This is a genomic window from Citrobacter braakii (assembly GCF_009648935.1).
Lineage (GTDB): Bacteria > Pseudomonadota > Gammaproteobacteria > Enterobacterales > Enterobacteriaceae > Citrobacter > Citrobacter braakii.
The window spans coordinates 4,782,764-4,806,317 of record NZ_CP045771.1; the positions used below are offsets into that span (position 1 = coordinate 4,782,764).

The 23,554-nt window shown below is 54.9% G+C and carries 21 protein-coding genes; 10 read left to right on the forward strand and 11 right to left on the reverse strand.

Annotated features, from left to right (window positions below; all coding sequences use genetic code 11):
- Positions 1 to 4: 4 nt before the first annotated feature.
- Genes mhpC through GFC06_RS22600 form a run of 3 tightly spaced genes read right to left on the reverse strand, consistent with a single transcriptional unit; the run spans position 5 to position 3,510 of the window.
- Positions 5 to 871 carry a 2-hydroxy-6-oxonona-2,4-dienedioate hydrolase gene (mhpC, locus tag GFC06_RS22590; protein WP_016151973.1) on the reverse strand — a complete coding sequence of 289 codons (867 nt, stop codon included), beginning with the start codon at positions 869 to 871 and terminating at the stop codon, positions 5 to 7.
- A 28-nt stretch (positions 872 to 899) separates the two neighbouring features.
- Positions 900 to 1,844, reverse strand: coding sequence for a 2,3-dihydroxyphenylpropionate/2,3-dihydroxicinnamic acid 1,2-dioxygenase (mhpB, locus tag GFC06_RS22595; protein ID WP_046275617.1), 945 nt, complete (start codon positions 1,842 to 1,844; stop codon positions 900 to 902).
- A 1-nt stretch (position 1,845) separates the two neighbouring features.
- The gene (locus GFC06_RS22600) at positions 1,846 to 3,510 is read right to left on the reverse strand and encodes a bifunctional 3-(3-hydroxy-phenyl)propionate/3-hydroxycinnamic acid hydroxylase (RefSeq protein WP_103765931.1); all 1,665 of its coding nucleotides are present in this window, start codon (positions 3,508 to 3,510) and stop codon (positions 1,846 to 1,848) included.
- 192 nt (positions 3,511 to 3,702) lie between these two features.
- On the opposite strand from GFC06_RS22600, the gene GFC06_RS22605 reads away from it, so the two are divergent.
- Entirely contained in the window at positions 3,703 to 4,515 is an 813-nt protein-coding gene (locus GFC06_RS22605; protein WP_080860313.1) for a DNA-binding transcriptional regulator, read from the forward strand.
- Positions 4,516 to 4,650: 135 nt separating this feature from the next.
- Positions 4,651 to 4,959, forward strand: a complete 309-nt coding sequence (locus GFC06_RS22610) for a putative quinol monooxygenase (protein ID WP_019076121.1) — start codon at positions 4,651 to 4,653, stop codon at positions 4,957 to 4,959.
- A 127-nt stretch (positions 4,960 to 5,086) separates the two neighbouring features.
- Here GFC06_RS22610 and GFC06_RS22615 read toward each other — a convergent pair whose 3' ends face one another.
- Both GFC06_RS22615 and GFC06_RS22620 read right to left on the reverse strand, forming a co-directional pair.
- Positions 5,087 to 5,563 (reverse strand): cold-shock protein, encoded by a 477-nt coding sequence (locus GFC06_RS22615; RefSeq protein ID WP_016151966.1) that lies wholly within the window; start codon positions 5,561 to 5,563, stop codon positions 5,087 to 5,089.
- 86 nt (positions 5,564 to 5,649) lie between these two features.
- Positions 5,650 to 5,895 (reverse strand): YmjA family protein, encoded by a 246-nt coding sequence (locus tag GFC06_RS22620; protein WP_053390019.1) that lies wholly within the window; start codon positions 5,893 to 5,895, stop codon positions 5,650 to 5,652.
- Positions 5,896 to 6,273: 378 nt separating this feature from the next.
- On the opposite strand from GFC06_RS22620, the gene GFC06_RS22625 reads away from it, so the two are divergent.
- Together GFC06_RS22625 and GFC06_RS22630 are read left to right on the forward strand one after the other, a co-directional pair.
- Positions 6,274 to 7,050: an MBL fold metallo-hydrolase gene (locus GFC06_RS22625; protein WP_080860317.1), complete on the forward strand. Its 777-nt coding sequence runs from the start codon at positions 6,274 to 6,276 to the stop codon at positions 7,048 to 7,050.
- Between the two features lie 18 nt (positions 7,051 to 7,068).
- Complete coding sequence (locus tag GFC06_RS22630) at positions 7,069 to 8,019, forward strand: GlxA family transcriptional regulator (protein WP_080860319.1); 951 nt, start codon at positions 7,069 to 7,071, stop codon at positions 8,017 to 8,019.
- On the opposite strand, the gene GFC06_RS22635 is transcribed toward GFC06_RS22630, so the two are convergent.
- Positions 8,016 to 8,624 (reverse strand): class I SAM-dependent DNA methyltransferase, encoded by a 609-nt coding sequence (locus GFC06_RS22635; RefSeq protein WP_153690683.1) that lies wholly within the window; start codon positions 8,622 to 8,624, stop codon positions 8,016 to 8,018. The two genes, GFC06_RS22630 and GFC06_RS22635, sit on opposite strands and share 4 nt — an antisense overlap.
- 164 nt (positions 8,625 to 8,788) lie before the next feature.
- Here GFC06_RS22635 and GFC06_RS22640 point away from each other — a divergent pair, with 164 nt between their 5' ends.
- From GFC06_RS22640 to GFC06_RS22655, 4 genes are all read left to right on the forward strand, one after another.
- Complete coding sequence (locus GFC06_RS22640) at positions 8,789 to 9,871, forward strand: LacI family DNA-binding transcriptional regulator (RefSeq protein ID WP_047497888.1); 1,083 nt, start codon at positions 8,789 to 8,791, stop codon at positions 9,869 to 9,871.
- Positions 9,872 to 9,992: 121 nt separating this feature from the next.
- Positions 9,993 to 13,076, forward strand: coding sequence for a beta-galactosidase (locus GFC06_RS22645; protein WP_153690684.1), 3,084 nt, complete (start codon positions 9,993 to 9,995; stop codon positions 13,074 to 13,076).
- 52 nt (positions 13,077 to 13,128) lie between these two features.
- Complete coding sequence (locus GFC06_RS22650) at positions 13,129 to 14,382, forward strand: MFS transporter (RefSeq protein ID WP_046275623.1); 1,254 nt, start codon at positions 13,129 to 13,131, stop codon at positions 14,380 to 14,382.
- Positions 14,383 to 14,537: 155 nt separating this feature from the next.
- Entirely contained in the window at positions 14,538 to 14,810 is a 273-nt protein-coding gene (locus tag GFC06_RS22655) for a YceK/YidQ family lipoprotein (RefSeq protein ID WP_016151950.1), read from the forward strand.
- Positions 14,811 to 14,854: 44 nt separating this feature from the next.
- On the opposite strand, the gene prpE is transcribed toward GFC06_RS22655, so the two are convergent.
- The 4 genes from prpE to prpB all read right to left on the reverse strand — a co-directional run bounded on the left by prpE (position 14,855) and on the right by prpB (position 20,402).
- On the reverse strand, positions 14,855 to 16,741 hold the full coding sequence (prpE, locus tag GFC06_RS22660) for a propionate--CoA ligase (RefSeq protein ID WP_153690685.1): 1,887 nt from the start codon (positions 16,739 to 16,741) through the stop codon (positions 14,855 to 14,857).
- A gap of 39 nt (positions 16,742 to 16,780) precedes the next feature.
- Positions 16,781 to 18,232, reverse strand: coding sequence for a bifunctional 2-methylcitrate dehydratase/aconitate hydratase (locus GFC06_RS22665; protein ID WP_153690686.1), 1,452 nt, complete (start codon positions 18,230 to 18,232; stop codon positions 16,781 to 16,783).
- Between the two features lie 38 nt (positions 18,233 to 18,270).
- Positions 18,271 to 19,440: a bifunctional 2-methylcitrate synthase/citrate synthase gene (prpC, locus tag GFC06_RS22670; protein ID WP_016151947.1), complete on the reverse strand. Its 1,170-nt coding sequence runs from the start codon at positions 19,438 to 19,440 to the stop codon at positions 18,271 to 18,273.
- Between the two features lie 80 nt (positions 19,441 to 19,520).
- On the reverse strand, positions 19,521 to 20,402 hold the full coding sequence (gene prpB / locus GFC06_RS22675; protein WP_153690687.1) for a methylisocitrate lyase: 882 nt from the start codon (positions 20,400 to 20,402) through the stop codon (positions 19,521 to 19,523).
- A gap of 251 nt (positions 20,403 to 20,653) precedes the next feature.
- On the opposite strand from prpB, the gene prpR reads away from it, so the two are divergent.
- Positions 20,654 to 22,264 carry a propionate catabolism operon regulatory protein PrpR gene (gene prpR, locus GFC06_RS22680; RefSeq protein ID WP_046275626.1) on the forward strand — a complete coding sequence of 537 codons (1,611 nt, stop codon included), beginning with the start codon at positions 20,654 to 20,656 and terminating at the stop codon, positions 22,262 to 22,264.
- Between the two features lie 32 nt (positions 22,265 to 22,296).
- On the opposite strand, the gene yahO is transcribed toward prpR, so the two are convergent.
- Entirely contained in the window at positions 22,297 to 22,572 is a 276-nt protein-coding gene (gene yahO, locus GFC06_RS22685; RefSeq protein WP_016151944.1) for a DUF1471 family periplasmic protein YahO, read from the reverse strand.
- Between the two features lie 273 nt (positions 22,573 to 22,845).
- On the opposite strand from yahO, the gene GFC06_RS22690 reads away from it, so the two are divergent.
- A complete protein-coding gene (locus tag GFC06_RS22690) occupies positions 22,846 to 23,478 on the forward strand; it encodes a LysE family transporter (protein ID WP_016151943.1) in 633 nt (210 codons plus the stop codon).
- Positions 23,479 to 23,554: the final 76 nt, after the last annotated feature.

A 23,554-nucleotide genomic window follows, 5' to 3' on the forward strand; every position in this document is an offset into this window, starting at 1 on the left:
TTCCTTAAGGGCGTGCGAGGAAGTTCAGCACCAGCTGGTTAAAAGCATCCGCATGTTCCCACTGTGCCCAGTGCCCGCAGTCGCGGTAGATGTGCAGCTCAGACCCGGCAATCCCGGAGAGCAGGCGCAGGCCGGCGTCCATCGGCACGAAGCGGTCGTTGCGTCCCCAGACAATCAGGGTCTGGGCTTTGATTTCGCCCAGGCGCGGGCTGAAATCCGGAAACTGTTTCGGGTTGGCTTCAAGGCTGTGGACAAAGTTTTCCAGGTGATCGCGACGCGACAGCATGTTATTCAGACGCGCCTCAAACAGCGCCTCGGTCAGGTCGCTGGTGTCGAAGACAAAGATCTCCATCATCAGCTTCAGGTTCTCAATGGTCGGTTCGCGGTACAGCTGATTCAGGCGCTTGATGCCTTCGGTCGGCATCGGGGTAAACAGGCTCATGCCCCCCGTCCCGCCGCCCATCAGCACCAGCTTGCCCACACGCTCCGGCCAGCTCAGGGTGAACGCCACGGCACTGTGGCCCCCCATAGAGTTGCCCAGCAGATGGATTTTCTGAATATCCAACTGATCGACCACGCTTTTCAGGATGCGAGCATTAAGATCGGATCGCGAACCGCGATTAACGATGCCATCGCTTTTGCCCCAGCCAGGACAATCCAGCAGGATCACCCGGTATCCAGCCTCCACCAGCGGATCGATATTGCGGCTGAAGTTCGCCCAGCCCGTCGCACCCGGACCAGATCCATGCAACAGCACGACAGTCTCTTCGCCCTGCCCACAGTCATTGAAATGCACGCGCAGCGTTTCGCCTGCTTCCTGCACCTGCAGAAAACGACTGGTTGCGGCTTCGGTTTGCGGTTGGTAAGTCATGATGTTCTCCTGCATATTCAGTTCTGTTTCAGTTCTGTGTGGTGGCGCTCAGGGAGCCGAATCCAGCGATCCACTCTGGGATCGGGCGGTAATAACGGCCTTCGCTGCGCCAGTTGCCAAAGGCAGAAATAGCGGCGAAGGCAGCAACCCAGGTTTTAACTTCGTGCGTTGATTTGCCCGCCATCGCGGACAGTTCTTCGTTACTGACTGCGTCCAGCTCCTGCAAACGCCCCTGTTCAAGCAGCGTCATAAAGCGGTTATCCCAGACAGGGTTAAGCGGATGCAGCGTGTGTTGATCGGCCACAAACTTCTCGGCGGCGCTGATCACCCGCTGCTGGCGCAGCTCGCGCTCGTTTTCAGGCAGTTGTTTGCCGCTGCCGAGCAGGCGGTCGCGCATATGGGCATCAGCCTTCGCCAGCTCCGGGACCGGCGGCTGATGTGACAGGCCACCGGAGCCTAAAAACAGCACACGCTGATTCAGCGAGCTGGCGAATCGGCCAATCGCTTCACCGAGCATGCGGGTACGCTGAAAGCCCGGCAGCGGCGTGGCGACGCCGTTAATAAACACTGGCAGCACCGGCACGTTATCCAGACCACCGAGCAAAAACTCCAGCGGCTGCGCGAAGCCGTGATCGACCTGCATGTTGTAGGACACGGCGAGATCGATGCCGCTTTTCATTACCGCGTGGGCGCAGGCTTCAGCGAGATCTGTCGGCACCGGCAGTTCCCCCGCCGCGCTACCGAAATCGCCGATCGCCGTAGCGCCTACGCCTAAACAGAACGGAGGCATCACGTCGTAGAAAAATCCGTTGTAGTGATCGGGGGCAAACAGCACCACCAGTTCAGGGTCGAACGCCGCAATACGTGCCCGGGCGCTGGCGATCACACCGTTAACCTCGTCGAGCACGGCCTGCGCAGGGTCGACGTAACCCACCAGCGGCGAGTGGGAAAGACAGTGAAGATAAGCGTGCATATCAGGCCACCTTTTCAGCGGGAATGTGGGCATTAACGCGGGTGAGCGTCATCACCGACGCCAGTTTATTCAGGGTACTGCCCAGGGTTTGCGGAATGGCGATGGCAGCCACAAAGCGGTCCGGGCGTATCACCACCAGCGCGGCGTTGTGCTGGGCAAACCACGTGCGCAGGCGGTTTTGCGTATCGCCAATGCGGGTAACGCCGTCGTGGTTATCCTGATCGGTTTGTATCTGTGTATCCGGCACCACCTGGATAAACTGCGTCCCCAGCGCCTGCCACTGTTGGATCTGCGCCTCGCTCATGCCCCACAGCGGGTTACAGCCCCAACCGATCACCGCGAAATTCGGCCCGATGACGTTGTCGAGCAGCGTCACTTCACCTGATTCCAGCGTTACCTTCGGCTGGATAAACATCTTGCCAACGGGAGAGGTTTTCACGTCGCCTTCACGCACCAGCGCCCCGGCGTGGTACTGCGGCATCGGCTTAAAGCGCATTTCAAGGAAGTAGCGTTTGACCGGCGGAATGTAGTTCAGCAGCCAGGAAACCCCGTCGCGCACCGCGCCGTGCCAGCGTTTCGGCGGCGCAAGTACGTTGCCTGCGGTCACCGAGAGATCGATCATCGCTTTGGCGTGGTCGCGGCGTTCCTGCTGGTAGGAATCCAACAGCGCATCACCGGCTTTACCCTCAATCACCAGCGCCAGTTTCCACGCCAGATTGAAGGCATCGCGCATGCCGCTGTTGTACCCCTGCCCCTGCCAGACCGGCATAATGTGCGCCGCATCGCCCGCCAGCAGCACGCGGTCAATGCGAAAACGTTCGGCCAGACGTGCGTTATGGGTATATACGCGCTGGCGGATCAGCTCGACGTTGTCCGGGTTCGGCAGCACTTTGCTCAAAAGCTGGCGCATATTCTGCGGTTCGCTGAGCTGCGCTTCGGTTTCCCCTGGCATTACCATAAATTCAAAGCGGCGCACCGCGTGCGGCAGCGCGGCGGAGACATACGGGCGCACCGGATCGCAGCACAGATACACATGCGGCGTGCTGAGCGGATCGTTAGCGATATCCACCACAATCCACTGATTCGGCGCGGTTTTGCCTTCAAATGGCACATTCAGCGAACGTCTGACGTTGCTGGCCCCACCGTCGCAGGCCACCAGCCACTGAGCTTTCACCGTTTCACGCTGGCCATCCGGCGCTTTCAGGTTCAACGTCACTTCACCATTTTGCTGGCTGAAGGCTTCCAGTTCTCGGGAGAACAGGCAGCGCACGTTGGGAAAACGCGACAGCCCTTCCAGCATCACCGCGTCCACCTGCGGCTGAATAAACGCGTTGCGGCGCGACCAGCCAAATTCGTCGGTCATCGGCTGGATATCAGCAAAACAGCGCCCTTTCGGGGTGAGAAAGCGCATCGCATGCCACGGCGTGGTGTGCGGCAGAACATTTTCGACCAGACCGACGGACTGCATGGTGCGCAGCGCTTCATCGTCAATGCCGATGGCGCGAGGATAGTCGATAAGGGTATCGAGCTTCTCCACCACCAACACCTCAATGCCCATCTGGCCAAGATAGTTCGCCATCATCAGCCCTACCGGACCGGCTCCGGCAATCGCTACCTGCACGGTGTGCTGCACAGCGGGTTGGATATCTGGATTTATTGTTGTCATTTCAGAACCTCACTACTCGGACAAAATGCAATTGCAGACCCTGGTGAGGCGCAATCGTCTTTTGTTAAAAGAATGTGAATAATTTTTTATTGTGCCGTCAGTATAGAAGTGAGTTTTTGCGCTACAATCAAAACATGCCTGGATGTGCACTAAGTGCACAACGTTGTTTTAACTGTAGATTTGTCAATAAATATGAAAAGTGACGACAGTACCGAATACAAAACCGTGCGCGGGTTAACGCGCGGACTAATGTTATTAAATATGTTAAATCGTCTCGACGGCGGGGCCAGCGTTGGCCTGCTGGCAGAGCTGAGCGGCCTGCACCGCACCACGGTCAGGCGACTACTGGAAACCCTGCAGGATGAGGGTTACGTCCGGCGCAGTCTGTCCGATGACAGCTTTCGCTTAACCATTAAGGTCCGTCAGCTCAGTGAGGGATTTCGTGACGAGCAGTGGATTTCTGCGCTCGCCGCCCCGCTGTTGGGAGATTTGCTGCGCGAGGTCATCTGGCCGACCGACGTTTCCACGCTGGATGTGGACGCGATGGTGGTGCGTGAAACCACCCATCGCTTCAGCCGCCTGTCGTTTCATCGGGCGATGGTCGGGCGTCGTTTGCCGCTGCTGAAAACCGCATCCGGCCTGACCTGGCTGGCATTTAGCCCGGAGAATGAACGTCAGGAACTGATTGAAATGCTGGCTTCACGACCGGGAGATGAGTTCCAGTTGGCGCGCGAACCGCTGAAGCTCGACGCCATTTTGAGCCGTGCGCGCAAAGACGGTTTTGGCCAGAACTTTCGCGGTTGGGATCAGGAGGAGAAAATCGCCTCCATCGCCGTCCCCATTCGCAGTGAACAGCGGGTGATCGGCTGCCTGAATCTGGTGTATATGGCCAGCGCCATGACCATCGAACAGGCCGCGGAAAAACATCTTCCGGCCTTACAAAAGGTGGCGAAACAGATAGAGGACGGCGTTGAGTCGCAGGAGATTTTGGTTGCCGGGAGGTGAGATGGATCACAGTTAAGCGGATCATCGGATTAATAGCTGAGATAACTCACTCACCGACCGATATAACACTGTGGTGTCTTGCCCTAAATATATCTTCATCACATAGTGTGCATTCGTTTTCTGCCAGGAGGCTGCATGTTAAAGGTCATTGCCGAAGATTTCATCAAACCTGAGTATATTGAAACCGTTCTCCCTTTGTACCGTGAGCTAATATCGGCGACGAAGAAAGAGCCGCAATGCATTGCTTATGACCTCTATATTGATGAAAAAGATCCGGGGCATTTTATTTTTATCGAAGAATGGCCAAACCACGCGGCTCTCGATGAACATTGTGCCAGTGAGCATTTCCGGCGACTTGTGCCGTTAATCGATCAATACACGCGCCAGGAAGCACGTTACATACTGATGGATGACGTGGTAATTCCAGGTGCCTCGTCAAAATAAAAAAACAGAATGGAATTTGCTATTTGGCTCAAATGGATATTCCCTTCTGACAAAAATACGCATAAAAAAACCGAAACCCCGCTTCTGAAAAGAGCAGGATTTCGGTTTTCATTCACTCTGAAGGGCTTCAGACCTTAAGCAGTTTCACCGTCTCGTCGATATCGATTTCATCTTCCGAGAAGATCAGCGTCGTGCCCTGGAAGGTGGTGATGGCCAGCTTTTTCAGCGTGCGCATTTCACCAGGCTTCACGTCTGATTTCGGTCGGATGCTGTTCATCAGCACACCAACGGACAGCACCGCATTTTCTTTGTCGATACGAGTCTCAGCAGGGACTTCTTCGCTGTAGACCAGGTAAGACTTGATCGCCGTGAGCTTCAGACGCTCGCCGGCGATATAGATGTATTTGCTGTCGGGTATGACTTTTACCGCGTAGGCAGATAAGCCTTTGTTGTTGGTGGTAGGCTCAAAGGTCACCGCCGCGTCTTTCTTGATCAGCTCAGGATTAGCAACCTTAATCACATGAAAATAGCGGTTGTCGCCGTTTTCATCTTTGATAAATCCAAAGCCTTTATCTTTAAACCACGTTGTGATTGTTCCGTTCATTGCTGTTTCCGCCTGATTAAACCTATTACTTGTAGAGTATACCTACTCAATTTGCGCGCAGTGTAAAACACAGGCCATGTCTTTGGCTACTCGTTACCCCAACGATTGAGGAACTCCGCGATATCATCGATACGCTGTGCGTCGACTCCGGCCTTGGTTGCCATCTCCTGCTGCGCTTCTTCGCTGATCTCTTCATTGTTCATCAAACGAGTGATCAACTGCTGGAAGTAGTGTGCCAGTGCGTCGCGTTCTGTATCGCTCACCGGCTTTGCAGCTTCAGTCGCGTATTCGTCGGCGATATCATAAAATTTTAGCGGAATGTCGTTGTTCATCGGGTGCTCCGGGGTAAATGCGAGTGCCAGCAGTTGCCTGCCGCGTCTGGTGTGAATGATAGCATTCTTATTTCATGGTTCGCGATATGTTTTATTGGCTGCAATACGTTGCATATATCAACACTATTTTCTGGAGCCGCTTCGAATTTAATAAATCTACTCTTATTTAAATGACGTTTTTTTCAGTACGAGATAATGGCTGCGAATTAAATAAAGAGTCGCAAAGGAAATATTCAATTACTTTAATTCTAATTACATTATCGAACTCTGCCATCTGCTATTGGCCCAATCTCATCGCTAGTCGCCCATTTGCCCACATTCATCTTCTGGGCAACACTCTACGATGACACCACTGACCCAACATGTGGAGCAAACACCATGAACATCACGCAAATCCGTAACGCCACACAGCGCATCACCTTTGGCGGTAAAACCTTTCTGATCGATCCAATGCTGGCGGCAAAAGGGACTTATCCGGGCTTTACCGGAACGGCACGCGCCGAGATCCGCAACCCGACTGTGGAACTGCCCGTTGATGTCGACACCCTGCTCAACGTCGATGCGCTGATCGTGACCCATCTGCATGAAGATCATTGGGATGAGGCTGCTGCTCGTATCGTACCGAAAGACAAACCGATCTATGTACAAAATGAGCAGGATAAGCAGGTGCTGCGAAAGCAGGGTTTCACGCAACTGACCGTACTGGCACACAGCACCACGCTCGGCGACATCACCCTGCGTAAAACCGGCGGCCAGCACGGTTCGGATCGCGCTTACGCCATCCCGCAAATGGCGGAGCGTCTGGGTGATGCCTGCGGGGTTATCTTCCAGCATCCGGCGGAAAAAACGCTGTATCTGATCGGGGACACTCTCTGGCGCGACGAGGTGGAAACCAACATGCGGACGTTCCTGCCTGGCGTGGTTATTTTGAACGCAGGTTTTGCCCACGTTATCGGGTTTGGCCCAATCATCATGGGCGCAGAAGATGTGCTAAAAACCCACTTCACGCTGCCCGAAGCACAAATTGTGGCGACCCACATGGAGGCAATTAACCACTGTCTTCTGACTCGCGCGGCTCTAAAAGAGTACGCCCACGATAACCAGATTGCGCAATTTGTTAACGTACCGGAAGATGGCGAAACCCTGACGTTTTAATATCCACAAAGGAATCGTATGCAACCGCTTAACGTCGCCATTGTTGCCGTGGAAGATTTCAGCCCGTTTCACTTCTCGGTGCCGTGCATCATTTTTAGTGACAAAGTAGCGGCGAAAAAACGCTTCGAGGTGCAACTTTGCGCCGAACAGCCAGGTATCGTTTCCTCGCAGGATGGCTTTTCCATTACCGCAGCTCACGGCTATGAAGCGGTGGAGGCCGCCGACATCGTGGTGCTCCCCTACTGGGGCACCACGGCACATCGTCCACCACAAAGCCTGCTTGATGCGCTCAACCATGCACGACAAAACGGCGCACAGATTGTCGGGCTATGTCTGGGGGCATTTGTCCTCGGCTATGCCGGTCTGCTCGATGGCAAACGGGCGGCTACGCATTGGGAGTTCGAGCAAGATTTTCAGGCGCGCTTTCCGGCAGCCCGTCTGGATATTAACGCGCTGTACGTGGATGACGACGGCATAATTACCTCGGCAGGCACCGCCGCCGCGCTGGATTGCTGTCTGTACGTCATCCGTCAGCGTTTTGGCAGCACGGCGGCGAATCAGATTGCCCGACGGATGATTGTGCCGCCGCATCGTGAGGGCGGCCAGGCACAGTTTATCGAGCAACCCGTGGCGAAAAACACCCAGGATCAGCGCATCAACGTCCTGCTCGACTATTTGCGCCAGCATCTCCACGAACCGCATAATCTCGACGAGCTGGCGCAGCGGGTGATGATGAGCCGTCGCACTTTAACCCGTCATTTTATGAAGGCCACCGGGTCAAGCGTGGCCGAATGGTTGATTGCCGAGCGTCTGCGCCGTAGTCAGATACTGCTGGAGTCCAGCCAGTTACCCGTTGAACGCATCGCCGAACAGGTCGGTTTCCAGTCGCCCATCACCTGGCGGCAGCATTTTAAATCCCACTTTGGCGTTAGCCCGGCTGAATGGCGTAAAACCTTTCGCGGCGATTAGCCACGTTTTTGCGCCAGCCAGATGGTATGCCCGGCGCAGTGCGGATCTTCCATCACCATCTCTACCACCACAAAACCGTGCTCTGACAGCAATGCGCGGTATTCATCCGGTGCGAGGCTGGCGTGAAACAGCGGTTCGCCCTCAAATTGCCCCATCGCGATACCGTTTTCCGTCCCGCTGGTAAACATCAGCGCGCTGCCGGGACGGCTGAGTCGGTCAAAAATCGGGAACATCTTTTGCTGATCCTGCTGAGTTAAATGGAAAAAGCTGTCCCAGGCGATCAGACCATCAAAATTCTCGTTAAGTCCCAGCTCGCGCATATCCTGCTCCAGCCAGCGCTGTGCGGGAAAAGAGTGCCGGGCCCGCGCCAGCATCGCCGCAGAACCATCAATTCCCGTAAGCGGAAAGCCTTGCTGAATAAAATAACCAGCAATCGGCTGACCGTTGCCGCAGCCAATATCCACAATGCTGCCCTGTCCGCCCATCACGGTGATGAACTTATCCAGCCAGCTTTTCTCGAACAGTGCGCGTGAACGCTGGCTGGCAAAGGCCTCCGCATGACGTTGGTAGATGGACAGAATGTTGTTTGCCGCAGAGTCGCTCACGATGTCCTCACTTTTTTATTCTGTTAAGCATCACGACGATAAATCCTCCAGCACACGATCTGCAACCCTGGAATGCGCCTCGCAGAACCAATGCGCAAATACCCCAAAACCGTCCCGCTGTGGCATCATAGCGCGCAGATAACGTCATGACAGGGGTGATAAACGTGAAACCGGTAACGCTATACGATGTGGCAGACCATGCAGGAGTCTCTTACCAGACCGTCTCGCGCGTCGTGAATCAGGCCAGCCACGTTTCCGCAAAAACCCGACAGAAAGTTGAGGCCGCGATGGCGGAGCTCAATTACATCCCCAACCGTGTCGCACAGCAGCTGGCGGGCAAACAGACGCCGCTGATTGGCGTCGTGACGGCGAACCTTGCCCTGCACGCCCCCTCGCAAATCGTTGCCGCCATAAAATCCCGCGCCGACCAGTCCGGGGCCAGCGTGGTGATCGCCATGGTCGAACGTAGCGGCGTTGAGGCATGTAAAGCCGCAGTCCACAACCTGCTTTCTCAACGCGTAACCGGGCTTATCATCAACTACCCGCTCGATGAAGAAGACGCCATTGCCGTGGCTGCCGCCTGCGGTACGGTGCCGGTGCTGTTTCTCGATGTCTCAGATCAGACGCCAATTAACAGCGTGATTTTCTCCCATGACGACGGCGCACGTCTCGGCGTTGAACATCTGGTGCAGCATGGGCATCAGCGTATCGCCCTGCTGAGCGGGCCACACACTTCGGTTTCGGCAAGACTTCGCCATGCGGGGTGGCATAAATATCTGGCGCACTACCAGTTGCAACCCACCGCGGAGCTGGAAGGCGACTGGAGCGCGATGTCAGGTTTTCAGCAAACGCTGCATATGCTTAATGGTGGTAATCTCCCCACGGCCATGCTGGTCGCTAACGATCAAATGGCGCTGGGCGCGATGCGGGCAATCAGTGAGTTCGGTCTGCGGGTGGCGGTTGATATCTCGGTGATCGGCTACGATGACACCGAAGACAGCGCCTGCTACATCCCACCACTGACCACTATCAGGCAGGATTTTCCGTTACTGGGTGAAACCAGCGTCGACAGACTGCTGCAACTTCCCCGTGGGACCTCAAGCGTGGGCAACCAACTGCTGCCCGTAACACTGGTTAAGCGCAATACGGTTCTGCCTCCCGATACGCAAACCCTCTCACCCCAGGTGCTGGCCGACTCACTGATCCAGCTAGCGCGGCAAGTTTCGCAGCTCACACCTAAATTGTGAACGCATAACAATTGTGTGAGTCAGTTCACTCATTGAGCGCCCCGTCCTTTACAGTTGGGATCGCTTATTCGTATTTTGATTGAAATTGTGAGCGAATAACAAATTCAAACAGGATACCGTTATGAACCTGAACACAGATTCACTCTCCGCTGTACTGGCCCGCCGTGACTGGGAAAATCCCGGCGTCACGCAGCTCAACCGCCTGGAGGCGCACCCGCCGTTTTGTAGCTGGCGCTCAGCGGATGATGCGCGCACCAATCAGCGATCAACTCAGTTACGCTCGCTGAATGGCAAGTGGCAGTTCGCCTGGTTTTCCGCGCCTGAGGCCGTGCCGGAAAGCTGGCTGACAAGCGATCTGCCACAGGCTGATACTATCAACGTCCCCTCTAACTGGCAGATGGACGGTTACGACGCGCCAATTTATACCAACGTCACCTACCCGATCCCGGTTAACCCCCCGTACGTTCCAGCGCAGAATCCGACAGGATGTTACTCGCTCACATTCAGTATCGAAGACGCGTGGTTAGATGAAGGTCAGACGCGCATTATTTTTGACGGGGTGAATTCCGCGTTTCATCTGTGGTGCAACGGTCGCTGGGTTGGCTACGGTCAGGACAGCCGCCTGCCGTCTGAATTTGATCTTAGCGATTATCTGCTGCACGGCGAAAACCGCCTGGCAGTGATGGTGCTGCGCTGGAGCGACGGCAGTTATCTGGAAGACCAGGACATGTGGCGCATGAGCGGGATCTTTCGCGATGTATCTTTGCTGCATAAGCCCACTACACAAATCCGCGACCTGCGCATTAACACCCGTTTTAACGACGATTTCAGCCGCGCCACGCTGGAAACAGAAGTCAGAGTGGCGGACAACGAGAGCGAAGATTTACGCGTCACCCTGCAATTGTGGGACGGTGAAACGCTCACTCACGAAACGACTTCCCCGCTCGGCAGCGAAATTATTGATGAACGCGGCGCTTATCATGATCGGGTTACCCTGCGTCTGAACGTCGAAAACCCGGCGCTGTGGAGTGCCGAAACGCCTAATCTGTACCGCGCTGTGGTCCAGTTACGTACCGCTGACGGAGCGCTGATTGAAGCGGAAGCCTGTGATGTCGGCTTTCGTCAGGTTCGTATTGAAAACGGCCTGCTGTTACTCAACGGTAAGCCGCTGTTGATTCGCGGCACCAACCGTCATGAGCACCATCCGGTCAACGGTCAGGTGATGGACGAGGCGACGATGGTGCAGGATATTCTGCTGATGAAGCAGAATAACTTTAACGCCGTGCGCTGCTCCCATTACCCGAACCATCCATTGTGGTACACCCTGTGCGATCGCTACGGCCTGTATGTGGTCGACGAAGCCAACATTGAAACCCACGGCATGGTGCCGATGAATCGCCTCACCGACGATCCCGCGTGGCTGCCAGCCATGAGCCAGCGCGTCACGCGCATGGTGCAACGCGATCGCAACCACACGAGCATCATCATCTGGTCACTGGGCAATGAATCCGGGCATGGCGCCAACCATGACGCGCTCTACCGCTGGATAAAATCAGAAGATCCGTCCCGCCCGGTACAGTATGAAGGCGGCGGCGCAAATACCACGGCGACCGACATTATTTGCCCGATGTACGCCCGCGTCGATCAGGATCAGCCCTTCCCTGCGGTACCCAAATGGTCGATTAAAAAGTGGCTGTCGATGCCCGGCGAGCAGCGTCCGCTGATCCTCTGCGAATACGCCCACGCCATGGGCAACAGTTTTGGCGGCTTCGCCAAATACTGGCAAGCGTTCCGTCAATTTCCGCGCCTACAGGGCGGGTTTGTCTGGGACTGGGTAGATCAGTCGCTGATTAAATATGATGAGAACGGCAAGGCATGGTCTGCCTACGGTGGTGATTTTGGCGACACGCCTAACGATCGTCAATTTTGCATGAACGGCCTGGTGTTCGCCGATCGCACCCCGCATCCGGCATTATACGAGGCCAAACATGTGCAGCAGTTTTTCCAGTTTACACTGCTGCCGGGACCCAAACGCCAGATTGAAATAACCAGCGAATATCTGTTCCGCCACAGCGATAACGAAGTTCTGCACTGGTCGATTGCCCAGGATGGCAACCCGCTGGCCGCCGGAGAAATCGTGCTGGATATCGCCCCACAGAGTCGCCAGGTGATTACCCTGCCAGATGTCCCGCTGCCGGAAACCGCCGGCCAGTTATGGCTAACGGTACGCGTAGAGCAACCTCAGGCCACCGCATGGTCAGATGCCGGGCACATTAGCGCCTGGCAGCAATGGAAGCTGGAAGAGAAACTCAGCCTGGCGCCACGGCCAACTGCCCGTACCGCACCACAGCTGAACGTGAGCGAAAACACCTTTACTGTTGAGGTCAACGACAAGCGCTGGCAATTCGACCGTCAGTCTGGCCTGCTGACACAGTACTGGATTGGCGACGCAGCTCAGCTGTTAACCCCGCTTACTGACCAGTTCACCCGCGCGCCGCTGGACAACGACATCGGCGTGAGCGAGTCAACCCGCATCGACCCTAACGCCTGGGTCGAACGCTGGAAAGCCGCCGGTCATTATCTGGTCGAAGCAACGTTACTGCACTGTGCTGCCGACACGCTAAGCAATGCGGTACTGATCGCCACCGAACATGCGTGGCAGTATCAGGGCGAAACGCTGTTCGTCAGCCGAAAAAGCTACCGTATTGACGGCAATGGTGAGATGCAGATAACGGTGGATGTCGACGTCGCCAGCGGCACGCCACATCCGGCCCGCATCGGCCTGAGCTGCCAGCTGGCGCAGGTCGCTGAGCGCGTGAACTGGTTAGGTCTCGGCCCACATGAGAACTACCCGGATCGTCTGAGCGCCGCCTGTTTTGATCGTTGGGATTTGTCGCTTGATGAGATGTACACCCCGTATGTTTTCCCTGGCGAAAACGGTCTACGCTGCAACACGCGTGAGCTACGCTACGGCGCGCATCAATGGCGAGGGGACTTCCTGTTCAACATCAGCCGCTTTAGCCAGAAGCAACTGATGGAAACCAGCCACCGCCATCTGCTGCAACCGGAGGCTGGTACCTGGGTCAATATTGATGGCTTCCATATGGGCGTGGGCGGTGACGACTCCTGGAGTCCTTCCGTTTCACCAGAGTTCCTGCTGAGTGCCGGACGCTACCACTACCAGCTGGTCTGGGGTCAAAAATAATAATAATCGGGCAGGTTCCCCCCTGCCCGCATTCATCGTAAGGAAGTCCATTATGTATTATTTGAAAAACACTAACTTTTGGATGTTCGGCTTCTTCTTTTTCTTTTACTTTTTCATTATGGGTGCCTATTTCCCCTTCTTCCCTATCTGGTTACACGATGTAAACCATATCAGTAAAGGTGACACCGGGATCATTTTCGCCTGTATTTCACTATTTTCGTTATTATTCCAGCCTGTTTTCGGACTGCTTTCCGATAAGCTTGGCCTGCGTAAACACCTGCTGTGGGTAATTACCGGAATGCTGGTAATGTTTGCCCCGTTCTTTATTTACGTCTTTGGCCCGTTATTACAGGTTAATATTTTACTGGGTTCGATTGTCGGCGGGATTTACCTTGGCTTTATCTACAATGCCGGCGCCCCGGCGATTGAAGCCTATATTGAAAAAGCCAGCCGCCGAAGCAATTTTGAATTTGGTCGCGCGCGCATGTTTGGCTGCGTGGGCTGGGCGCTGTGCGCCTCAATTGCAGGGATTATGTTCACCATCAATAACCAGTTTGTCTTCTGGTTAGGTTCCGGCTGTGCGGTCATTCTGGCATTGCTGCTGCTCTTTTCAAAAACAGATGTCCCCTCTTCTGCAAAAGTTGCGGATGCGGTAGGCGCCAACAACTCGGCATTCAGTCTGAAGCTGGCGCTGGAGTTATTTAAACAACCGAAACTCTGGTTCCTCTCCCTGTACGTGGTCGGCGTTTCCTGTACGTATGATGTGTTTGACCAGCAGTTCGCCAACTTCTTTACCTCGTTCTTTGCCACCGGCGAACAGGGTACCCGTGTGTTTGGCTACGTCACGACCATGGGGGAATTACTTAATGCCTCTATCATGTTCTTTGCGCCGCTGATTGTGAACCGCATTGGCGGAAAGAACGCCTTACTGCTGGCCGGTACGATAATGTCGGTGCGGATCATCGGCTCCTCCTTCGCCACCTCTGCGCTGGAGGTCGTCATTCTCAAAACGCTGCATATGTTTGAAATACCGTTCCTGATCGTCGGTTGCTTCAAATACATCACCAGTCAGTTTGAAGTGCGCTTCTCGGCCACAATTTACCTGGTGTGCTTCTGTTTCTTCAAACAGTTAGCAATGATTTTCATGTCAGTTCTGGCCGGAAAAATGTATGAGAGTATTGGTTTCCAGGGGGCGTATCTGGTGCTGGGGATAATTGCGCTAAGCTTCACGTTGATTTCCGTATTTACCCTAAGTGGACCGGGGCCGTTTTCTCTGCTGCGTCGTCGCGAAAGCGTCACGCTGTAAAAGCCTCTTTGCCGGATACACCACTCACGTGGTTTATCCGGCCTACGATATGCCATCCTCACATGATGAGTCCTGACCTGGTGGTTTAAGTTCCGAGGACAACACGCCGCTTTTTTATCGTTATGGTAAAACGGGGCGAGAAGCCAGGTCATAGCATGAGCAAAAAGACGGTTGCGGTAACAACGCTCTTTATCAGCGTATTACTTACAGGATGTGGCAGCATTGATGCGCGCACGGCAGGCGAGGATTCAGATACGTATTACGTGGGTATGCGCCATGATATTGATAAACTAAAAAACCCGGGCGCTTACGATTATAACTATTTCGATTTAGCGCTGTTATTTGTTGATGTGCCGTTATCGTTCGTGGCCGATACGGTTTATGCGCCGTTTGATTACTATCACGGGCCGTATAAGAAAGTTGATTAACACGTAGGCCCGGTAAGCATTGCGCCACCGGGCATCACACGACGTTACTCCTCGATCGCCTGACGGATTTGCTGCAACGATGCGGGATCGTCAATGGTCGTTAGATCGCCAGGATCGCGGCCTTCGCAGATCGCCTGAATCGTCCGTCTGAGCATTTTGCCGGAGCGTGTTTTCGGCAGTTGCGACACAAACCAGACGTGCGCCGGACGACCAAAATTACCAATTTGACTGTCCACCAGCGCCATAATCGCCTTCTCTTCCGAATGGGCAATGTCGCTGTCTTCCAGACTGTCGCTCTGTTTTGGAATAACAAACGCGACCGCCACCTGCCCTTTCAGCGCATCCTTCACGCCAACTACCGCCACTTCGGCGACGTTTGGATAGCTGGAAATACTCTCCTCTATCTCGCGCGTCCCCAGCCGGTGTCCGGCCACGTTGATCACGTCATCCGTACGGCCCAGAATGAAGTAATAGCCATCGGCATCGCGAATGCCCCAGTCAAAGGTGGCGTACACCTGGCGGGAAAACAGCGACCAGTAGGTATTCACAAACCGCGCGTCATCCCCCCAGATAGTCTGAATACAGCCCGGCGGCAGCGGCCCTTCAATCACCAGCATCCCCTTCTCGTTCGCCGCACAAGGTTCACCGGTCACCTCATTGAGCAACTGCACGTTATAGCCGTACATCGGCACGCCAGGACTGCCCAGCCGCGACGGTCGGTCGTCCAGCCCGCGGGCGATAGCCATAATCGGCCAGCCGGATTCAGTCTGCCAGTAGTTGTCGATAACCGGGACGCCCAGCGTTTCCGTTACCCAACTGGCGGTCGGTTCGTCCAGCGGCTCACCCGCCAGATACAGCACCTCCAGCGAGGAGAGATCGTGATTGCGGATTTGCGCGGTTGGGAATTTTTTCAGCACGCGGATGGCGGTCGGGGCCGAGAACATCCGGCTGACCTGATACTTCTCAACAATTTTCCACCATACGCCGCAGTCCGGATACGTTGGCAGCCCTTCGTAAACCACCGTCGCCATCCCCGCCAGCAGCGGGGCATACACGATATAGGAATGCCCAACCACCCAGCCGATATCCGACGCGCAGAAGAACACGCCGCCCGCTTTGCCGCCGAAAATGGTGTCCATCGAGGTCGCCAGCGCGACCGCATAGCCACCAACGTCGCGCTGGACGCCTTTCGGTTTACCGGTTGTCCCGGAGGTGTAGAGAATGCAGGACGTTTCGTTCGACTCCAGCCAGACAACCGGCACCCGTGCGCCGAGATGCTGTTGGCGTAGCGCGGCAAAGTCGAGGTCACGCCCCTCCACCCGCGCCATTTTCGCCAGACCGCGGTCGACCAGCACCACATGACGCGGCTGATGCTGAGCCTGATCGATCGCATCATCGAGTAGCTTTTTATAGGGCAGGACCTTGCCGCCGCGCGCCCCGGCATCCGCCGAAACGATAACCACCGGTCGGGCGTCATCGATGCGCGCCGCCACGCTGTGCGAAGCAAAACCACCGAACACCACCGAATGGATCGCCCCAATGCGTGCGCAGGCCAGCAGCGTAATGTGCGCTTCGGCGATCATCGGCATATAAACCAGTACCCGATCCCCGCGCTGTACGCCGAGCGACAACAGCATCGCTGCCACAATATTCACTTCGTCATACAGCTGACGAAAGGTAAACGTGCGTTCTTCTTCGGTTTCTGATGACACAGCAATCAGCGCCAGCGCCTCGGGCTGTTTCTCCAGCCAGCGGTCGATGGCGTTATGGCACAGGTTGGTCGTCCCGCCACAAAACCAGCGGGCAAACGGCGGATTGCTGTGGTCCAGTACCTGCGTATACGGCTGCTGCCAGTCAATACGCTGGGCCTGCTCGGCCCAGAACGACTCCGGCTGCGTAATAGAACGTTGATAAAACTCGCTATAAGACATAATGCTCTCCTGTTGAACTTACGCCTGATGAGTCGGGTTTCAGATAACAAACAAATCCATATACTCATTGACCGGCATCTGCTCCAGGCGAGTTCTGTCCAGGGAGACATCCAGAATGCGCTGCTGCTGACGGGTCGGGAACTGACGCGCCAGGTTGATTTTGAACTTCTCGACCAGCTTCGGCATCCCGTCGTTACGACGGCGCGCGTGGCCGATTGGGTACTCCACCACCACTTCTTCAAAACGTGAGCCGTCGGTGAATTCCAGGGTGATGGCATTCGCGATGGCGCGTTTTTCAGGATCGTGGTAATCGGCTGTAAAGGCCGGATCTTCAAAGCAGTTGATCTTCTCGCGCAGGGCATCAATGCGTTTGTCCTGCGCCACGCCGTCTTCATAATCTGCCGCGGTTAAGCGTCCGAACAGCAGCGGAATGGCGACCATATACTGGATGCAGTGATCGCGATCCGCCGGGTTATTCAGCGGGCCTTTTTTATCGATGATGCGGATACAGGCTTCGTGCGTACGAATGGTCACTTTTTCGATATCCGCCGCCGTTTTCCCGGCAGCCTGTAGCTGCTCGTACAGCGTCATCGCCGCCTCTACCGCAGTCTGCGAGTGGAACTCGGCCGGGAAGGAGATTTTAAACAGCACGTTTTCCATCACATAAGAGCCGTACGGGCGCTGGAAGCGGAACGATTCGCCTTTGAAAGAGACGTCATAAAAGCCCCAGGTTTTCGCCGTCAGCGCAGACGGATACCCCATCTCACCGGTTTTCGCCATTAGCGCCAGACGTACCGCGCGCGAAGTTGCATCGCCAGCCGCCCAGGATTTACGCGTGCCGGTATTTGGCGCATGGCGATAGGTACGCAGCGACTGCCCGTCAACCCACGCCAGCGACACGGCGTTGAGAATTTCATCCCGGTTCAGGCCAAGCATCTCGGCGACCACCGCCGTGGAGGCCACTTTGACCAGCAGGACGTGATCGAGACCGACGCGGTTAAAAGAGTTTTCCAGCGCAATGCAGCCCTGAATTTCATGGGCTTTAATCATTCCGGTGAGCACTTTTTTCATGGTTAACGGCGCTTTCCCCACCGCTACCGCATTGCGTGACAGCCAGTCAGCCGTAGCCAGAATGCCGCCGAGGTTATCGGAAGGATGCCCCCATTCCGCGGCCAGCCAGGTGTCGTTAAAGTCCAGCCAGCGGATCATCGCGCCGATGTTAAACGCCGCCTGCACCGGGTCGAGTTGGAACTGGGTGCCCGGAACGCGCACGCCGTTCGGCACCACAGTCCCTGGGACTACCGGCCCCAGCAGTTTTTTACAGGCCGGATATTCCAGCGCTTCCAGCCCGCAGCCTATGGTATCAAGCAGGCAATAATGCGCGGTGTCATACGCTACCGTCGAAGTGATCTCGTAATTCATGACGTAATCAACGATATCAACGATTTCACGGTCAAATTCCGGGCGGACGTTCGAAATATGTGCAGACATAACAAGGGTTCCTGTTTTTTATATTTAGAGGTTTTGCATTAGCAACGCTGATCTATCGCGACAAAGACACGATCTTCCGGGCCGGTGTAGTTGGCGGAAGGACGGATAATTTTGTTGTCCTGGCGCTGTTCAATGATGTGCGCCGCCCAGCCGGTGACGCGGGCGATGACAAACAGCGGCGTGAACATTTCGGTGGGGACGCCCATCATGTTGTAGGAGACTGCCGAGAACCAGTCGAGGTTGGGGAACATCTTTTTCGTTTCCCACATCACGTCTTCCAGACGGTCGGCGATGTTGTACATTTTCAGCGAACCGCCTTCCTGGGAAAGCTGTTTCGCCACGCGCTTTATCACCTGATGGCGCGGGTCGGCGATGGTGTAAACCGGATGACCAAAGCCAATCACCACTTCTTTGTTTTCAACGCGTTTACGGATATCCGCTTCCGCTTCGTCTGGCGTTTCGTAGCGCTGTTGGATCTCCAGCGATACTTCATTCGCCCCGCCGTGTTTTGGACCACGCAGTGCGCCAATCGCGCCGATAATCGCGGAATACATATCGGATCCGGTCCCTGCAATCACGCGGCTGGTGAAGGTGGAGGCGTTGAATTCGTGTTCGGCGTACAGCACCAGCGAAATATGCATCGCTTTTTCCCAGCTTCGCGACGGCTTTTCGCCATGCAGCAGATGCAGGAAGTGGCCGCCAATGGAATCATCGTCAGTTTCCGGCTGAATACGCTCGCCGTTATGGCTGTAGTGATACCAGTACAGGAGAATAGAACTGAGCGATGCCAGCAGCTTATCGGCAATATCGCGTGCGCCGGAGACGGTATGCCCTTCTTTTTCCGGCAACGTACAGCCCAGCGCGGAGACGCCGGTGCGCATCACGTCCATCGGGTGCGAGGCAGCAGGCAGCGCTTCCAGAACGGTACGCACGTTTGCGGGCAGTCCGCGCAGCGCTTTTAATTTGCTTTTATAGGCGGTGAGCTCATCACGGGTGGGCAATTTCCCGTGGATCAGCAGGTGCGCGACTTCTTCAAATTCGCACTGCTGCGCCAGATCGAGAATATCGTAGCCGCGATAGTGCAGGTCGTTCCCGCTTTTGCCTACGGTACACAGCGCGGTATTTCCGGCGGCGACGCCTGACAGCGCAACCGATTTTTTAGGTTTAATGACATGGGTACTATTTTGCAGGATCGTTGTGTCGCTCATGTTGTCCTCGTCATTTTTATAATATGTAGGGTACAAATTTATTGCCGGATGGCAGCTACGCCTTATCCGGCCTACGACGGTTACTTCTTGGTATACAACGCGTCGAGTTTCTCTTCGAACTGGTAGTAATTGATGCTTTCGTACAGCTCGTTGCGCGTCTGCATAATGTCGATAACGCTCTTTTGCGTTCCTTCCTGGCGCAGCACGTTGTAAACCTTTTCCGCAGCGCGGTTCATGGCGCGGAAGGCCGACAGTGGATACAGCGCCATCGCGACGTTCGCGCTGCGCAGTTCATCAGTGGTGAGCAGTGGCGTAGCACCAAATTCGGTAATGTTGGCGAGGATCGGCACCTGTACCGCATCAGCAAACTGACGGTACATGGCAAGCTCGGTAATGGCTTCCGGGAACAACATATCCGCGCCTGCTTCGACGTACGCCTGGGCACGATCGATGGCGGCCTCTAACCCTTCCACCGCCAATGCATCGGTCCGCGCCATGATCACAAAGTTGGGATCGGTACGCGCATCCACGGCGGCGCGGATCCTGTCGACCATCTCTTCTTTCGAGACGATCGCCTTGTTCGGGCGATGGCCGCAGCGTTTGGCGCCGATCTGATCTTCAATATGCAGCGCGGCGGCACCGGCTTTGGAAATCGACTTCACGGTCCGCGCCACGTTGAAGGCTGACGATCCAAAACCGATATCCGCATCCACCAGCAATGGCAGCGGGCAAACATCAGTAATGCGGCGAATATCGGTTAGCACATCATCAAGGGTAGAAATACCAAGATCCGGCAGACCCAGAGACCCAGCCGCGACGCCGCCGCCGGAGAGATAAATCGCCTGATATCCGGCGCGTTGGGCCAGCAGAGCGTGGTTGGCGTTGATGGTGCCAACGATTTGTAATGGGTTTTCTTTGCTGAGCGCGGCGCGAAACGCCTGCCCTGGGGAGTGTAGAGACATATCCCGTCCTTTGTTATCAACTTGTTATCGTTCGTTGATTTATTTAAAGCAAGGGGTATGCCAAAGACCTTAATTTTTAATTAATTTATATATTTACCTTTAAAAACAATACATTAAATTAAATCCTTGTATCTTTATTGCACAAAAGCGTGTCAGCTATCGTTTCATGAAACGTTCCTTCACGTTTCATTGCAACATTCATGAAACACAACTAAACCCTAATACTCGGTGCCTTACTTTTTAGGATGGTTATGGCTGATACGCATCTTCCGCCGCGGGTGAACGACGACAAACCGGTTATCTGGACCGTTTCGGTCACGCGCCTGTTCGAACTGTTTCGCGACATCAGCCTGGAGTTCGACCACCTGGCAACCATCACCCCTATTCAGCTTGGTTTTGAAAAAGCGGTGACGTATATCCGCAAGAAGTTAGCCACCGAGCGTTGTGATGCCATCATTGCCGCGGGTTCCAACGGGGCGTATCTGAAAAGCCGTTTATCTATTCCGGTGATCCTGATTAAACCCAGCGGGTTTGACGTGCTACAGGCGCTGGCCAAAGCGGGAAAGCTCACCTCGTCGATTGGCGTCATTACCTATCAGGAAACCCTCCCCGCGCTGCTCGCTTTTCAAAAAACCTTCAATTTGCAGCTTGAACAGCGCAGCTATATCACGGAAGAAGATGCCCGTGGGCAAATCAACGAGCTGAAAGCCAGCGGCACGCAGGCGGTCGTGGGCGCGGGGTTGATTACCGACCTGGCTGAAGAAGCAGGCATGACCGGCATCTTTATCTATTCGGCGGCCACCGTGCGCCAGGCCTTTGTCGATGCGCTCGATATGACTCGTCTGACGCTGCGCAGAAACGGTCCGTACGTTTCCGGCGATACGCTGCGCACCCGCTATGCGCTGGGGGATATGCGCGGTCACTCGGCACAGATGGAACAGGTGCGGCACACCATTATGCTTTATGCCCGTTCGCGTGCACCGGTGCTGATTCAGGGCGAAACAGGCACGGGCAAAGAACTGGCGGCGCAGGCAATTCATCGTGAGTTTTTCACCCGTCAGGAGAACCGGCGCGGTAAACCTTCGCCGCCGTTTGTTGCCGTCAACTGCGGGGCAATCACCGAATCATTACTGGAAGCGGAGCTGTTCGGCTATGAGGATGGCGCCTTTACCGGCTCCCGTCGGGGAGGACGCGCGGGCCTGTTTGAAATCGCCCACGGCGGAACGCTGTTTCTTGATGAGATAGGTGAAATGCCGCTGCCGTTACAAACCCGACTGCTGCGCGTGCTGGAAGAAAAAGAGGTCACCCGGGTCGGTGGACATCAGCCGATTCCGGTCGATGTACGAGTGATTAGCGCCACCCACTGTCATCTGGAGCAGGAGATAAAACAGGGAGAATTTCGCACCGATCTGTTTTATCGCCTGAGTATTTTGCGCCTCACGCTACCGCCGCTACGCGAGCGATTGCCCGATATCCTGCCGCTGGCGGAAGGCTTTTTAAAACAGTCGCTGGCGGAACTGGAGGTGCCGTTTTCTGAACCTGTGCGCAAAGGGCTGGGTCTGAGTCAACCGACGTTACTGAATTATGGCTGGCCAGGGAATATCCGTGAACTGCGTAATATGATGGAGCGCCTGGCGCTGTTTTTAAGCGTCGAGCCGCAGCCGGAGCTGAACGTACAATTCCTGCAGCAACTGTTACCGGAACTGGCCGTTGCTGCTGACGCGCCGCAGGTATCCTCATCGCTCACGCCGCAGCAGGTGCTGGCGCAATTCAATGGCGATAAAACCGCGGCTGCCCGATATCTCGGGGTAAGTCGAACCACCTTCTGGCGCAGATTAAAAGAAAACCCGCCGATACAATGACCGGCGGGTATCGTGATTTTTACAGTAGCGTATTATTTTTTCTTGTAGATATTGGCTGTGCCATGGATTTTATTATCCGTTTGACCGGAGGTTAATACCACCACATCGGCCCCTTTCTCTTCTGCTTTCTTCAGCAGCTCTTCTTTAGCGTCTGAGACAGAAACTTCATTACTCGTTGAGATATCACCGATTTTTGTGTACTGCGACTCAACCTTTTCAAATTCAAGTTTTGTCATAAATTCCGCGGCATATGCGTTGGTCACGACAAAAGCTAATGCACCAATAAGTACTTTAATTCCAGTTTTCATAGACCAGCTCCAGGTTTTGTTATTACGCCATCATCGATCCCTGAACATTACATAACGCGATTCAAGGATGATTAATAACTAGTCCAGCCTGGATAAAAAATCCACATTCAGCAGGAATATATAGAGATTTTGCGGCGCAGAAAAAACCGGTCACCGGGTAGCAATGCGTCAACCTGTTCAAAGTTTCAATAGCCAGTGTGAGTTGATCCTCAGAACAGGCAGCGCACTGAAATTATAGTGTTAACTTTATGAGAATCTGAGGAATTGTTGTCTATGGAACCTCTGCACGCCGTCGTACTCACCGTCAGCCTGTTTGTTTTAACTTTTTTTAACCCCGGCGCGAACCTGTTTGTGGTGGTGCAAACCAGCCTGGCGTCAGGGCGACGCGCGGGCGTGATAACCGGTCTGGGCGTCGCCTTAGGCGATGCGTTCTACTCTGGCCTCGGGCTCTTTGGCATGGCGACGCTTATCACTCAGTGTGAAGAGATTTTTTCGTTGATTAAGATTGTCGGCGGCGCCTATCTGCTGTGGTTCGCCTGGAACAGCATCCGGCATCAGGCGACACCGCAAATGCCAACGCTACAGCAGCCGCTTTCCGCCCCCTGGTATGTGTTTTTCCGCCGCGGGTTATTAACGGATTTATCTAATCCGCAAACCGTGCTGTTTTTTATTAGTATCTTCTCGGTCACCTTAAGCGCAGACACGCCAACGTGGGCCAGGTTGATGGCCTGGGCCGGCATTGTGTTGTCTTCCGTTATCTGGCGTATTTTTCTCAGCCAGGCGTTTTCGTTGCCCGCCGTGCGCCGTGCGTATGGCCGAATCCAACGGGTTGCCAGCCGGGTGATTGGCGCCATTATTGGTGTCTTCGCGCTCAGGCTTATTTATGAAGGTATTAGCCATCGATAAGAGAGTTTAACTTGACCATCGTGAGGTAATTGTCCGTAATACCGCCTGAATTTTTAATCGCACGTTGAGTGGCAGT

Excerpts from the sequence above, each read along its gene's own strand:
- mhpC (WP_016151973.1), bottom strand. The coding sequence starts at position 871 with ATGACTTACCAACCGCAAACCGAAGCCGCAACCAGTCGTTTTCTGCAG.
- mhpB (WP_046275617.1), bottom strand. The coding sequence starts at position 1,844 with ATGCACGCTTATCTTCACTGTCTTTCCCACTCGCCGCTGGTGGGTTAC.
- GFC06_RS22600 (WP_103765931.1), bottom strand. The coding sequence starts at position 3,510 with ATGACAACAATAAATCCAGATATCCAACCCGCTGTGCAGCACACCGTG.
- GFC06_RS22605 (WP_080860313.1), top strand. The coding sequence starts at position 3,703 with ATGAAAAGTGACGACAGTACCGAATACAAAACCGTGCGCGGGTTAACG.
- GFC06_RS22610 (WP_019076121.1), top strand. The coding sequence starts at position 4,651 with ATGTTAAAGGTCATTGCCGAAGATTTCATCAAACCTGAGTATATTGAA.
- GFC06_RS22615 (WP_016151966.1), bottom strand. The coding sequence starts at position 5,563 with ATGAACGGAACAATCACAACGTGGTTTAAAGATAAAGGCTTTGGATTT.
- GFC06_RS22620 (WP_053390019.1), bottom strand. The coding sequence starts at position 5,895 with ATGAACAACGACATTCCGCTAAAATTTTATGATATCGCCGACGAATAC.
- GFC06_RS22625 (WP_080860317.1), top strand. The coding sequence starts at position 6,274 with ATGAACATCACGCAAATCCGTAACGCCACACAGCGCATCACCTTTGGC.
- GFC06_RS22630 (WP_080860319.1), top strand. The coding sequence starts at position 7,069 with ATGCAACCGCTTAACGTCGCCATTGTTGCCGTGGAAGATTTCAGCCCG.
- GFC06_RS22645 (WP_153690684.1), top strand. The coding sequence starts at position 9,993 with ATGAACCTGAACACAGATTCACTCTCCGCTGTACTGGCCCGCCGTGAC.
- GFC06_RS22650 (WP_046275623.1), top strand. The coding sequence starts at position 13,129 with ATGTATTATTTGAAAAACACTAACTTTTGGATGTTCGGCTTCTTCTTT.
- GFC06_RS22655 (WP_016151950.1), top strand. The coding sequence starts at position 14,538 with ATGAGCAAAAAGACGGTTGCGGTAACAACGCTCTTTATCAGCGTATTA.
- prpE (WP_153690685.1), bottom strand. The coding sequence starts at position 16,741 with ATGTCTTATAGCGAGTTTTATCAACGTTCTATTACGCAGCCGGAGTCG.
- GFC06_RS22665 (WP_153690686.1), bottom strand. The coding sequence starts at position 18,232 with ATGTCTGCACATATTTCGAACGTCCGCCCGGAATTTGACCGTGAAATC.
- prpC (WP_016151947.1), bottom strand. The coding sequence starts at position 19,440 with ATGAGCGACACAACGATCCTGCAAAATAGTACCCATGTCATTAAACCT.
- prpB (WP_153690687.1), bottom strand. The coding sequence starts at position 20,402 with ATGTCTCTACACTCCCCAGGGCAGGCGTTTCGCGCCGCGCTCAGCAAA.
- prpR (WP_046275626.1), top strand. The coding sequence starts at position 20,654 with ATGGCTGATACGCATCTTCCGCCGCGGGTGAACGACGACAAACCGGTT.
- yahO (WP_016151944.1), bottom strand. The coding sequence starts at position 22,572 with ATGAAAACTGGAATTAAAGTACTTATTGGTGCATTAGCTTTTGTCGTG.
- GFC06_RS22690 (WP_016151943.1), top strand. The coding sequence starts at position 22,846 with ATGGAACCTCTGCACGCCGTCGTACTCACCGTCAGCCTGTTTGTTTTA.